Origin of the sequence: Pseudoduganella violacea (assembly GCF_014191875.1) — a bacterium.
GTDB classification, from domain to species: domain Bacteria; phylum Pseudomonadota; class Gammaproteobacteria; order Burkholderiales; family Burkholderiaceae_D; genus Rugamonas; species Rugamonas violacea_A.
In genome coordinates this window covers 71,128-83,779 of sequence record NZ_JACHXD010000023.1, presented here as the reverse complement: position 1 = coordinate 83,779, position 12,652 = coordinate 71,128, and the positions used below count along the sequence as shown (strand labels likewise).

Genomic DNA, 12,652 nt, shown 5'->3' with positions numbered 1-12,652 from the left:
CTTCCCATCCCGAACAGGACCGTGAAACGACTTTGCGCCGATGATAGTGCTGCAACCAGTGTGAAAGTAGGTTATCGTCAGGCTAGTTATAAAGAGAAAGCCCCGGCTGCGTTTGCAGTCGGGGCTTTTTTCGTTGCTATCTCTTTACTGGTTCATGCGCTGGGTGTGCGTCCACTTGTGGTCAGAGGCTTGTACCGCCGAGGCGTAGGTGCGCGAAGTCTGGCCTTCGCCGGGCCAGGGATTCATGATGTAGACGTAATTCACGCCATTGATGGTTTCATAGCCGCGCCCCACCATGATGTGGCCGCCGCCGCTGGTCCAGCCATAGCGGATCACGAAGGGCCGGTTGGCATTGATGTCCGACACCACCGAGTTCCAGGACGAAGCGACGCTATAGGCTGTGTTTTGCACGCCCCAGTTTTTGAGAATGTTTTGCACGCTGCCGTTCGAGCCGTACATGCTGTTGGGCTGATTGGCCGGGCTGTTCCAGTTGAAGTTGCTGTTGCCGCAAGCATAGTTCAGGCCGAAAGCCCAGTTAACGATCTGGCACTGGCTCGGTGTTTTTCCATAGAAATTCAGTATCGCCTTGCTGGTGCCCGACCAGCACCATTGGCTGTGCTCCTGCGTCACCAGCGGCACATTCAGGGTTTTCCATTGGGCGAAGGCGGCGGGCAAGGCCAGGGCCAAGCTGGCGCCGACGATCAGGCGGCTTAAAGAGTTTTTCATCGCAGTCCCTTTCCCTTAGTTATTGGCATCCATGTTTTTCTTCACGGCGGCTTGCAGCGGGCCGAGCAGCTCACTGCCATCGAGCAGGCCGTCGTCTTTGCCGCTACGCTGAAGCAGCAGGGATTGGCGTGCGGAATAGAGTGGGGCGAAACGGCTGCCACCTTCCTTGTTATTCACTTCCAATAAGTCGGATTGGGCCTGGTAAATTCGGATAAAGCGGATATTCGAGCGGTCGGCATTGCCATAAATACCGGCCGAGGTTTCCAGATCTTGGGCCAGCACGGCGCCGCCATAAGCCACGGTTTCCCATTTGCCGTTGATTTGTTCCAGCGTCGCCAGACCCACGACTCTTTCATTGATATTGATCAGGAAGCGCCAGATGCCGGTCGGCCTGGCCATGCTGTGAATATCGCCGCGTCCTGCGAGAAGCTCTTTGGGATCCACGGTATAGATCTGAAAACCATGTCCGATGCGGGCGTCTTTTAAATCCTGCACATCACTGATCGCCAGAGGGAAACCGTCGGGCAGGGTGCCGGATTTATGCTGGATATTATGCTGCACGTAAGCGGCAAGATCGCGCTCGGCGGCGCTGATACTTGCTTTGGATTGAGCCAGAAGCGGGGTGCTGGAAAAGGCAAGGGCAAGCCCCACGACAATTCCAGTCAAACGTGTTTTATTTGGGACAGTATGGTCAAAATTTATTCGCATGGCAGACAACTCCTTATCAGATAGGACGTCAGCATTAAATTTCGCATATGCCTGTTATTAATTTCTTAAATCTGAAATCAATCGGCTGAACGATTCTACGCGCAAGCCGCAGCCTGGCAAGTAGCGCACTCAAGTATGGGATGCCGCGTTGCGGCCTTGCCACGTCTGGCTTGCCGCCCAGGTCACATGCTGAAAGTTGATATGAGCAAGCTAGTTTCTAGCGTGTTGAGGGGCCGATGAGGAAAGGGAGGACTAATTTACTTTAATTATGGAAGTAATAATATTTACTTTGAGCCGTGATGGTTGTCACAAAATTTTTTCTGCCCCGGTTTTACTCTTTCCCTGGATTTTGACCAATGGTTTCTTTTGAGAGGGGGAACTGATGAAAGCATATAGTTTATTAGGACTGGCTATTCTGTCCTTAATTTCGGCCTGTGGCGGCAGTAGTAGCGGTGGCTCCGGCGCACCGGCGGCGAGCCTGCCGACGGGACCGGTAACGCCACCGCCTGCCACTCCGGTCCTGGCCGATAGCGATTATTATGACCAGGTGCAGCAGGTTCACCTGGCATACTTGGGCGCGGCAGCCGATCCGGTGACGCTGAATTTCTGGGCCGGTAAAAATAAGGCAGCAAAACTGCCGATTAAAATTTCCGACCTGGCGATTGCATATAATACCAATGCGAATGCCAAGGCTTATATCGACGCCCTGGCAAATTCGAAAGAGTCGCAGGAGATTTATCGTGGCAGCAATGAAGTCTTCCTGAATATCCTGTTTAAGACGATATTCAGCCGCGCTCCCTCCGCTACGGAAAAAACACAATGGCTGAATCAGCTCGATAGCGGAAAATTGACGCGCCAGCAGGCGCCAGTTCTGATTCTGGGAAATGCGCCAGCCTCCGATGCGATCTTGTTGAAAAACAAACTCGTGACTTCGCGCGAATTCAGCGCCGCCATCAATACGACGGAATTGAAAGCCCTGTTCACTTCGGCGCCGGATGCGCAAGCCGTTTCCCGTACCTTGCTCGCCGCCATCCCGGCAGTGCCTGCCGATAACGAACTGTTGCCGTCGGTCGCGAAAGCCGCCGTTAAACGGTTTGCACAGGATGCCGACCCGACCACAGTCCCGCTGCCGGCTGGAACCATCCGCGGCTATAGCGGCTATCTCTTCCGCCGTTCGGCCGCCATCATGTGTTCGACCATCCAGGGCCAGTCCCGTGTCGCCGATTTCCAGCCCTTGCTCAATGGCCAGCGCAAAATGAAGGCCAGCGATCTGGCCTTGCAGGAATTCCAATACCACCATACCGATTGCAGCGATTCGGCAGGCATCTGGCGGATTTCCTTCGACGCCGCCGGCAATGCCACCGTGACCGGCAGCGGCGTGAAGCTGAACTATACGGCCGCCGAGATGACCGGCGCCCTGAACGGCACCCCGATCGAGGATGCCGTGAATAAGAAGAAAATCAGCTTTAGCGCGTATGGCTTGCCTGCAAGCTTCAACAGCACCAACACCGTGCTGGTACAAAAAGTGGTCGTGGCCGGTACGCCCGGCGAAAGCGTGACGGCCTTCTCGCAGCCTTGAACCGGGAAACACCAGCTCCGGCGCCGCGAATGCACCGGAGTTGGTAGCCGGGCGCGTAGCCACCGTATAATGTTTGCTCCATAACAAGGAGTAGCATGAACGAGCGACATGCACGGGACGTGGTATTGGTGCGCGCCATCGAAACGGCTGACCAGCAGCGCGAAATCCTCAGTGAGGACGACCGCAGCTATGCCAGCCGGGCGGCGCGCGAACTGGCGCAATGGCAGGCGGCCGAAAACAAGTCGGCCGCCACCCAGGAGCATTTTCTGCAGCAGCGCGCCGAACAGATCATCAAGAAACTGGGACAGCGCACGCCGGCCTTTGCCGCCTTCGTCCGCCGCCGCCCCGGCCTGCATACCCTGGCCTACACCTTGCCCTTGCTGGCCCTCCTGCTGGGCGCGGGGCTGGACCGCATCACCGATCCCCACCACGCCGACCTGCTGTCGGCGCCCTTATTGTTTATCATTTTCTGGAACCTGGCGGTGTATCTCGGCATGCTGGTCTGGCTCTGCTGGCCGAAGCGGGGCGTGAACCGCTGGCGCGCCGCCTGGATACAGCGCCTGGGCGTGGGCCGCAATGCGCTGTCGCGCAAGCTGCCGCATGCAATGTCTTCCGCGCTGTTCGCCTTCATGGGCGAATGGTCGCAGCTGAGCGCAAGGCTGAACGGCGCGCGCCTGGCCTGCGTCATCCATCTGAGCGCCGCCGCTTTCGCCCTGGGGGCGGCGCTTTCCCTGTATGCGCGCGGCCTGCTGGTGCAGTATGCGGCCGGCTGGGAAAGCACTTTCCTGAGCGCGGAGCAGGTGCATGGTCTGCTGAGCATCCTGTTCGCGCCGGCCATCCTCGTTTTCCATCTGCCCGGTTTCACCTTGGCCGATGTGCAAAGCCTGCACTTCCCACAGACCCAGACCGCGGCGGGCGCCGCGCTGTGGGTGCATCTGTATGCGGCCACCTTGCTGCTGTTGGCGGTGGCGCCGCGCCTGGTGCTGGCGATGCTGGCGGGCCTGCGGGCGCGCTGGCTGGCGCGCCGCTTCCCGCTCGATCTGGACCAGCCCTATTTCCGCAAACTGGGCGAGGCGACTGGCCAGCCGGCCGGCGTGCTGCGTGTGCTGCCTTTCAGCTTCACCGTGGACGAGGCGCGCAGCAAGGGTTTGCAGGCGGTGGCTGCCAGTCTGCTGGGCGAGAAGGCGCGGGTGCAATTGGCGCCGGCCATCGCGTATGGCGACGAGTTGCGCGATGCGTTCAAGAGCGTGGACTGGGGTAACAAGGAGGTCAGCCTGACGGCGGCCCTGTTCAATCTGGCCGCGACGCCGGAACGCGAAAGCCATGGCGCCTTCCTCTCCCAGATGATTGCGGCGGCGGCGCCACGTGGCGTGGCGGTACTGGTGGACGAATCGGGTTTCGTCGCGCGCAACGCCGATGCGGCGCGACTGTCGGAGCGGGTGGAGTTGTGGCGCCAGTTCTGCCTCTATCACGGCGTTGAGGCAACCATGGTCAATCTTCTGCAGCCGGAGCTGCGCGCGTTGGAGCAGGGCGCCGGCCTGCCGCTATCGGGGGGCTTATGAGCGAGAGCGGAATGCAGATCCAACTTGCCCTGATCTCGCATACGAATAACGGCAAGACCACGTTGGCGCGCACCCTGATCGGCAGCGATGTGGGCGAGGTGCGCGATGCGGCCCACGTGACGGTGCTGTCGGAAGCGCATACGCTGCTCAATAATGCCGAAGGCGACGCCCTGCTGTTGTGGGACACGCCCGGTTTCGGCGATTCGGCGCGGTTGCTGAAGCGGCTCGCCTCGTCCGGCAATCCGATCGGTTGGTTCCTGCGCGAGGTGCTGGACCGCTACCGCGACCGTCCTTTCTGGCTTAGCCAGCAAGCCTTGCGCGCCGCGCGCGATGCGGCCGACGTGGTGCTGTATTTGGTGAATTCGTCGGAAGCGCCGAAGGATGCCGGCTATCTGCCGCCGGAGATGAAGATATTGGAGTGGCTGGGCAAGCCGGTGCTGGTGCTGCTCAACCAGATGGGGCCACCGCGCCCGCAGCACGAGGAACAGGCCGAGCTGGCGCGTTGGAAGCAGTATCTGCAGCAGTTCGCCGTGGTGCGCGAAGTGCTGCCGCTGGACGCCTTCGCCCGCTGTTGGGTGCATGAGCGCGTGTTCTACGACGCGGTGCGCGCCTTGCTACCGGCCTCCAAGCAGCTGGCGTATCAGCGCCTGTTCGCCGCATGGGAAAAAAATAATGCCCAGCGCTTCGCGCAATCGCTCTCGCTCTTGGCGCAGCAATTGCTGGATGCCACGCGCGACCGCCAACTGGTCGAGGTGGAGCAGCGTTCGGTGCTGGGCGCCGCGCTCAAGCTGGTCGGCGTGGGCAAGGGCGAGGACCGCAAGCGCCAGGAGCGCGCGATGAACACCTTGGTGGCGCGCTTGAACCTGGGCATAGGCCAGACCACGGTCGGGTTGCTGACGCTGCACAAGCTCGATGCCAGCGAAGCGCCCAAGATCAATGCCCGCGTCAGCGAGAATTTCGTGGTGCGCGCGCCGGTCGAGAAGGCGCAGGCGGCACTGCTGGGCGCCATCGTCTCGGGCGCGGCGACGGGGCTGTCGGCCGATCTGGCGGCGGGTGGGCTGACGCTGGGAACGGGCGCCTTGCTGGGCGGCGTGATCGGCGCGCTGACCTTCGCTGGCGTGGCCTGGGGTTTCAATGCCAGCACCGACCGGCGCCAGTCTTCGATCGCGCTGTCGGACGAGTTCCTGCGCACCTTGCTGGTTTCGAATGTGCTGCGCTATCTGGCCGTGGCGCACTTCGGCCGCGGGCGCGGCAACTTCGTCGAGAGCGAAGCGCCCGCCTTCTGGCAGGATGAGGTGGAGCAGGCGGTGGCGCTGCGCGAGGACACGCTGCAAGGTCTGTGGAAGGCATTGCGCGAGCAGGAGGAGGCCGATATCGCGCCGGTGCGCGAACTGGTGGCGCAGGTGGTGGTGCAGACCTTACAGCGCCTGTATCCAGGCCACGCGCTGCCCGATGCGGGGCAGCACGGCGCCTGATTACGCCGTTCCGCCTCAGGCGCCGAAGCCGCCGTCGATGGTCAGGTTGGCGCCGGTGACAAAAGCCGCTTCCGGGCGGGCCAGATAAGCCACCATGCCCGCCACTTCATCGGGATGCCCATGGCGCGGCAGGGCCATGATGGCGTGCATGGCCTTGGCGAAATCGCCGTTGTCCGGATTCATCTCCGTATTCACGGGACCAGGCTGCACATTGTTGACGGTGATGCCGCGTGGCCCCAGGTCGCGCGCCAGGCCTTGCACCAGACCAGTCAGCGCCGCCTTGCTCATGGCGTACACGCTCATGCCGGGGAAGGGGACGCGGTCGGCGTTCACGCTGCCGATATTGATGACGCGGCCGCCGTCGCCCATATGCGCCGCTGCTGCCTTGATGGCGGCGAATACCGCGCGCACATTCACGTTCACGGTGCGGTCGAAATCCTCCAGCGAGAAATCAGCCAGCGCGCCCGGGATGAAGACGCCGGCATTGTTGACCAGGATGTCGAGGCGGCCGAACTGCCCGGCGAGATCGTCGATCGCGGCCTTGACCATCTGGACGTCGGCGGCGTCGGCCTGGATGGGCAGGACGCGGCCGCCCGCCGCTTCCACCTCGGCCGCCAGCGCGTCGGCCGCGCCGCGCGAATTGTGGTAGGTGAAGGCGACGGTGGCGCCGTCCGCGGCCAGGCGGCGCACGATGGCGGCGCCGATGCCGCGCGAACCGCCGGTAACGAAAGCGATTTTGCCGTTCAGGCTAACTGTGGTCTGGTTCATGATTGGCTTCCTTCAAAATGGTTGGGATGAGGCCAGTATCGGTCATACATTCCAATATGAGTAGCCGGTAATCTGGCTAATCTATTTCAACCAAAGGTATAAAATAGAGGGATGGAACCCCTTAACCATCTCGACTCCTTTGTGCAGAGTGCCGAAGGCGGCAGCTTCTCGGTGGCGGCGCGCCGCCTCGGCCTGACGCCGGCGGCGGTCAGCAAGAATGTGGCGCGGTTGGAGGCTGCACTGGGCCTGCGGCTGTTCCAGCGCAGCACGCGCAGCCTGACCCTGACCGAGGGCGGCGAGCGCCTGCTGCGCCAGATCAGCGCTCCGCTACAGCAGTTGCAGGACGCGATGGCCGACGTGGCGCAGGACGACGGCCAGCCATCGGGTACGCTGAAAGTCGGCGTGGCGCTGGCGTTCGGCCGCATGTATCTGCTGCCGCTGCTGGCCGAATTCGTGCAGCGCTATCCCGGCATCATGCCGGACTGGCACTTCGACAACCGCCCGGTCGACCTGATCGGCGGCGGCTTCGACGTGGCGATCGGCGGCGGCATCGATCTGACGCCCGGCGTGATCGCGCGCGAGCTGGCACCGGTGCATATCGTGGCAACGGCCGCGCCGCGCTATATGGCCGGGCGGCCCATGCCGCGCCATCCGGCGGACCTGGCGGCGCTGGACGGCATCGCGCGCCGCTCGGCCGGCAGCGGACGTTTGCGCAACTGGACGCTGCGCAATGCCAAGGGCGAAGAGGGCGTGGCCGAGCACCGCGCCAGCGCCATCTTCGACGATCCGGAAGCGATGGCGCACGCCGCCGCGCTGGGCATGGGCCTGGCCCTGCTGCCGTCGCCCCATGCCACGCCCTACCTGGAGCGCGGCGAATTGATACGCCTGCTGCCGGGATGGTCGGCGCGTACCGGGCCGCTCTCGATCTATTACTCCAGCAAGAAGCTGTTGCCGGCCAAGACGCGGCTCTTTGTTGATTTCATCGTCGAGCGCTTCCGCGAACCGGCATTCGCGCGCCGCATCAGCGGCATGTGAGCAGGGGCGAAAAAAAAGCGCAGACCTTTGCAGGCTGCGCCTTCTTATGCCGCAGTCCGATCAGGCCGCGACTTCTTCCTTCGGCGGCAGGGCGATCTGGTTGTCCACGCTGAACTGGTAATCCTTGAAGATATGTTCAGCCGTCGGCAGCTGGTACTCGCCGTTGGCCAGCTTGTGCGTGGTGTCCTTCAGGCGGTAGGTGTAGTGGCCGCAAGTCCAGCAGTTGAAGTTGCGCATATGGGTGCACAGGCAGGTCTTGTCCATCACCTTGATGCCCTTGTCGGTGCCGCCATTCGCCACCACTTCGCGGTTATACGAATTGATGTAGGCGCAGCTGCCGGTGGCGTCCAGCAGATAGCCGTAGGATTCGCAGCCGGGACGGATGCCGGCGCCGATGGCCGGGGTCTGGCGCAGCATGCGCATTGGATAGCCGGTCGGCGAAACGCCGTTGACGATGATGTCTTCCTCGGTGGCCTTGATGTATTCCTGCTTGACCTTGTCCGGCAGGCCGCATTCCTTGGCGATGGTGAAGCGGGTCGCCACCTGCACGCCGGCCGCGCCCATTTCCAGGAAGGACACGGCATCGCTGCCGGTGAACACGCCGCCCGCCGCGATGACGGGGACGCTCAGCTCTTCCTTCTTCAGGTAAGCGAGGATTTCGGCGACGATGGTGTGCAGGTCATAATCCTTCCAGTCCTCCAGGCCGAAGCCGAGGTGGCCGCCGGCCAGCGGACCTTCCACGATCACGAAGTCGGGCAGGCGATCGAGCTTGGCGTTCTTGCGCAGGAAGATCTGCAGCGCGCGCACCGAAGACACGATGATGCCCAGTTTCGCTTCGCGGAAGCGCGGATGGTCGGCCATCAGCGCGAAGGAGCCGAAGTGCAGGCCGGCCGACAGGGTGATGCCGTCGATGCCCGCGTCCAGCGCCGCGTTGAGACGGGTGCGCAGGGTTTCCTTCGGCCCGTTCATGGTCAGCTTTTCCATGCAGTTCACGAAGATCAGGCCCGGGCCTTTTTTCGCTTCCATGGTTTTGCCGATATGCAGACGCTGCGCCTCGGCCAGGCGGCCCAGGTCGAACTGCACTACCGCCTTGTCCATATTGTTGATGTTGAACTTGTACAGCTTGGTCTTTTCCTTGACGAAGCTGGTATCGAAGCGGCGGTCGGACACGTCCTCCACCATCGCATCGGAAATATGGCCGATGCCGCCCAGGCGGGCAGCTTCGAGCGCCAGTTCAGACGTGGAGATATCCACGCCCATCCCGCCGATCATGATTGGCACATATTCTTTATCGCCAAACTTGAGGCGGAAGTCGTCAACACGTTTCATTTCTATCCTTGGACTACGTGGTTAGTGCAGGCGCGTCTCCACGCGCCGGAGGGGAAGGGGATCAGTCGCGGAAGTTGTTGAACTCCAGCGGCGTATCCGCCACTTCCTTGCGCAGCAGGGCCATGGCCGCTTGCAGATCGTCGCGCTTGGCGCCGGTCACGCGTACCGATTCGCCCTGGATGCTGGCCTGGACTTTCATCTTGCTGTCCTTGATGATGCGGGTGATTTTCTTGGCGGTTTCGGTTTCGATGCCGTTTTTCACCTTGATTACCTGCTTGACCTTGTCGCCGCCGATCTTCTCGATCTTGCCCTCGTCGAGGAAGCGCACATCGACCTTGCGCTTGGCCAGCTTGTTGGTCAGCACGTCGCGTACCTGGCTGAGTTGGAAATCGGAATCGGCGAAGGCGGTCAGGTCGTGTTCTTTTTGCTCCACGCGCGCATCGCTGCCCTTGAAGTCGAAACGGGTGCTGATTTCTTTATTGGACTGATCGACCGCATTGCGGACTTCGATCATATCGGCTTCAGAGACTACGTCAAACGATGGCATGATGCATTTCCTTGTAATTATGGCGGCGGCGCGTAACAGTTGAAATAGAGGGCGCCACCCAAAAGATGCGACATTTTAACGGACAAAGAGGCGAACGCTCGGTCGTTTTTACCCCTTTCCTACTATAATCGATCAAAATAACCGGCTTGTTATGCAATCACATATTTCCCTTCAGCATCAATTTTCCCTCAAGCATCTAAACACCTTTGGCATCGACGCCAGGGCGCAGCACTATCTGCGCGTGACGGACGAGGGACAGTTGCGCGCCGTGCTGGCCGATCCGGCCCTGGCCGCCTTGCCGCGCCTGGTGCTGGGCGGCGGCAGCAATCTGCTGCTGACCGGCGACTTCCCCGGCCTGGTGCTGCATATCGCGCTCGAAGGCAAGGAGGTGCTGTCCAGCGATGGACAGCACCATTATGTGCGGGCCGCAGCCGGCGAGAACTGGCACGCCTTCGTGCAATGGACGCTGGCGCAAGGCCTGGGCGGGCTGGAAAACCTGTCGCTGATTCCCGGCACGGTAGGCGCGGCGCCTATCCAGAATATCGGGGCGTACGGCGCTGAAACCAAGGATGTTTTCCATAGTCTGCGCGCCTTTGATACAACCAGCGGCGAGATCGTGACCCTGGATAGCGCGGCCTGCCGCTTCGCCTACCGCGACAGCATCTTCAAGATGGCCGAGGGCAAACAGCTGATTATCCTTGAAGTAAGCTTTGCTTTGCCTAAAGCCTGGCAGCCCAATCTGCGCTACGCCGAGCTGGCGACGGCCGTGCAGCAGCAAGGTTGGACGGCGCCCACGCCGCAGCAGGTGGCCGATACTGTGATCGCCATCCGCCGCCGCAAGCTGCCCGACCCGGCCGAGATCGGCAATGCCGGCAGCTTCTTCAAAAATCCCCTGGTGCCGGGCGAGCAGTGCGCGCGCCTGCTGGCGCAATTCCCCGAGTTGGTGCACCACCGCCAGGCCGATGGCAGCGAAAAGCTGGCGGCCGGCTGGCTGATCGACCAGTGCGGCTGGAAGGGCAAGTCGCTGGGCCGCGCCGGGGTCTATCCCAAGCAGGCGCTGGTGCTGGTGAACAATGGCGGCGCCACCGGCGCCGAGGTGCAGGCGCTGGCGGCCGCCATCCAGGCCGACGTGCAGGCGCGCTATGGCGTGCGGCTGGAGCCGGAGCCGGTCTTCGTCTGAGCGGCGCGATTTCCCGCGCCGCCTGTACCGAGTTGCCCTATTTGCGGCGGAAGGCAAGTTTCCCAATAATGAAGGCGACTGGAAGCCCTATAAATAACCAATCAGCCGAACCGCCTGTTGGCGAGCGCAGATTTAGCCACCAAAACCAGCCCAGTAAGAAAAAGGCAATGTAGAGGCATGCTTGTAGGGGGCGTCGGCCGGAGTTGTCCTTGAGGATAAGGATGAGTCCGGCAATTTGTAGGATGCCGCCAAGGGCGAAGAAATATAATATCGCCGGATTTCCGCTCGCATACGCAAGTGATGGGTACACTAAAGCGAGCGAGGGAAGAACGTATCTGTATCTCATAGGGTTCCTGTGGCGTTGCCAGGCGTGCATCCATCGCATCCAAAGCTGAATAGATCACCGCTCGGCAGCTTACCATCATTGAACCACCTCCATGCTTCTTGTGTTGCCCGGAATAGGGCGCTGCCTTGCCCAGGATTCATTAACTCCTTACTCACGTGATCGGCCAACTCCGACTTGGTTTCTCGTCCAGTCCACAATTGGAAGCCGCTATGGCTTGGTGAAGTCGAGTCTTGAATAGCATGTAAGGCGAGCCCGAATTCATATAAAGCATCTGTTCTGCTGGGAGCATTCCATGCACGCTCAAACTGAGCTCGTACAAATACCGTTGCTTCAATCTTGGCTTCCGCAGTAGATTGCCCTTCGCGTCGCATGGCATGACGATGAGTTGAGGCAGGTGTTTGATATTGAGGTGAGTCAGCGGCAACATGTGCTCTGGCTAGGGTATCAATGTCTGCTTGGGATAAATATTTACCTATCATTAAATAAGTTGCTCGTTGATGTACGTAAAAGCCCGATTGGGATGCCCATGCGACATTTGGTATTGGTGGAAGTTCGGGGAGCGGAATCGGATCCGGTGAAGGCACCTTGCCGGGGACAATGACGACATCGATTGGTCCGGGATTGTCGGGCTCACGCTCCGGGTCCGGATAGGGGTAGGGGAGGTCAGGGGTTTGTGCATCGCAGTTGCCCTGCAGCCAATCTGATTTACTGCAGTTGATGTGCGTGCTGCTCATTCTTGCAGTCAAATTGGCGCGCCCTACACTGCTGACATCATTTTTCCGAGCATCTTCTTCCAAGACTTGGGCCGCAGCATTTAAGGCCAGTATGAATTGTTTTCCAAAGCTCAGTTCTGCCTCTATCGCCTCAGCCCCCGACTTTTTCTTATGGCCAAAAAACAGCATGCCATCAATAGACTCTATTTCATACTCAGAGACATTTTTAGGGACGGCAATTCGTCTGCAAGCGGTGGTCAGCGAGTTGTTGCCAAAGAGGCATAACGCAAAACCTTTGCTGCTAACCGCTATCCAAGTTGTGTTGGACATTCGCGTAAATTTTCCAACGATTACTTGCTTAATCGAGCCTAATTCCGCCGGCATTTCGGTTTCTTCACAAGCGCGACTCGGTGTTTTCTCTTGGCAAATTTTCACATTTAGCCCCGACTGCCAAAAGACATGGCGTTGAATCCCCTTCTGAGCAAAGGTGGGCATACTCATGCTGAATAAGATTATGGCGCATAGCCAGATTGTTAATTTTTTATGCAAGAAAGCTCTCCTGAAAAACCAATGATCATTTGTGAAAGGTGATATTTTGAAAATTCACATTTCAAGCTATTAATGCTTTCAAATATCTGGCGGCCGGGAGAAAATGGTTGCTTGCAATTAAAGAAAACATAAGAT

General features: G+C 60.1%; 11 protein-coding genes and 1 pseudogene. 6 read left to right on the top strand and 6 right to left on the bottom strand.

All coding sequences use genetic code 11. The annotated features are described in order from the left end of the window. Nucleotides 1-144 precede the first annotated feature (144 nt). Together FHS03_RS25695 and FHS03_RS25690 are read right to left on the bottom strand one after the other, a co-directional pair. Complete coding sequence (locus FHS03_RS25695; RefSeq protein ID WP_183443747.1) at nt 145-726, bottom strand: C39 family peptidase; 582 nt, start codon at nt 724-726, stop codon at nt 145-147. 15 nt (nt 727-741) lie between these two features. Continuing rightward, nucleotides 742-1,434, bottom strand: coding sequence for a hypothetical protein (locus tag FHS03_RS25690; RefSeq protein WP_183443746.1), 693 nt, complete (start codon nt 1,432-1,434; stop codon nt 742-744). 382 nt (nt 1,435-1,816) lie between these two features. On the opposite strand from FHS03_RS25690, the pseudogene FHS03_RS28690 reads away from it, so the two are divergent. From FHS03_RS28690 to FHS03_RS25675, 4 genes and pseudogenes are all read left to right on the top strand, one after another. Continuing rightward, a pseudogene (locus FHS03_RS28690) lies at nt 1,817-2,284 on the top strand (DUF4214 domain-containing protein); the annotation flags it as partial. Nucleotides 2,285-2,344: 60 nt separating this feature from the next. After that, nucleotides 2,345-3,013 carry a hypothetical protein gene (locus tag FHS03_RS28330; protein WP_229426441.1) on the top strand — a complete coding sequence of 223 codons (669 nt, stop codon included), beginning with the start codon at nt 2,345-2,347 and terminating at the stop codon, nt 3,011-3,013. A 95-nt stretch (nt 3,014-3,108) separates the two neighbouring features. Further along, nucleotides 3,109-4,575 (top strand): DUF2868 domain-containing protein, encoded by a 1,467-nt coding sequence (locus FHS03_RS25680; protein WP_183443744.1) that lies wholly within the window; start codon nt 3,109-3,111, stop codon nt 4,573-4,575. A gap of 11 nt (nt 4,576-4,586) precedes the next feature. Next, nucleotides 4,587-6,050 (top strand): DUF3482 domain-containing protein, encoded by a 1,464-nt coding sequence (locus FHS03_RS25675; RefSeq protein WP_371871775.1) that lies wholly within the window; start codon nt 4,587-4,589, stop codon nt 6,048-6,050. 15 nt (nt 6,051-6,065) lie between these two features. Here FHS03_RS25675 and FHS03_RS25670 read toward each other — a convergent pair whose 3' ends face one another. After that, the gene (locus tag FHS03_RS25670) at nt 6,066-6,818 is read right to left on the bottom strand and encodes an SDR family oxidoreductase (protein ID WP_183443742.1); all 753 of its coding nucleotides are present in this window, start codon (nt 6,816-6,818) and stop codon (nt 6,066-6,068) included. Nucleotides 6,819-6,929: 111 nt separating this feature from the next. Here FHS03_RS25670 and FHS03_RS25665 point away from each other — a divergent pair, with 111 nt between their 5' ends. Continuing rightward, a complete protein-coding gene (locus tag FHS03_RS25665; protein WP_183443741.1) occupies nt 6,930-7,853 on the top strand; it encodes a LysR family transcriptional regulator in 924 nt (307 codons plus the stop codon). Nucleotides 7,854-7,913: 60 nt separating this feature from the next. Here FHS03_RS25665 and FHS03_RS25660 read toward each other — a convergent pair whose 3' ends face one another. Both FHS03_RS25660 and FHS03_RS25655 read right to left on the bottom strand, forming a co-directional pair. Next, nucleotides 7,914-9,182 carry a nitronate monooxygenase gene (locus FHS03_RS25660; RefSeq protein ID WP_183443740.1) on the bottom strand — a complete coding sequence of 423 codons (1,269 nt, stop codon included), beginning with the start codon at nt 9,180-9,182 and terminating at the stop codon, nt 7,914-7,916. A gap of 61 nt (nt 9,183-9,243) precedes the next feature. Beyond that, a complete protein-coding gene (locus FHS03_RS25655) occupies nt 9,244-9,729 on the bottom strand; it encodes a YajQ family cyclic di-GMP-binding protein (RefSeq protein ID WP_050408821.1) in 486 nt (161 codons plus the stop codon). Between the two features lie 151 nt (nt 9,730-9,880). On the opposite strand from FHS03_RS25655, the gene murB reads away from it, so the two are divergent. Then, nucleotides 9,881-10,909, top strand: a complete 1,029-nt coding sequence (murB, locus tag FHS03_RS25650) for a UDP-N-acetylmuramate dehydrogenase (protein WP_183443739.1) — start codon at nt 9,881-9,883, stop codon at nt 10,907-10,909. 342 nt (nt 10,910-11,251) lie between these two features. Here the strand turns inward: murB and FHS03_RS25645 are convergent, their stop codons facing one another. Then, nucleotides 11,252-12,517: a hypothetical protein gene (locus tag FHS03_RS25645; RefSeq protein ID WP_183443738.1), complete on the bottom strand. Its 1,266-nt coding sequence runs from the start codon at nt 12,515-12,517 to the stop codon at nt 11,252-11,254. Nucleotides 12,518-12,652 lie beyond the last annotated feature (135 nt).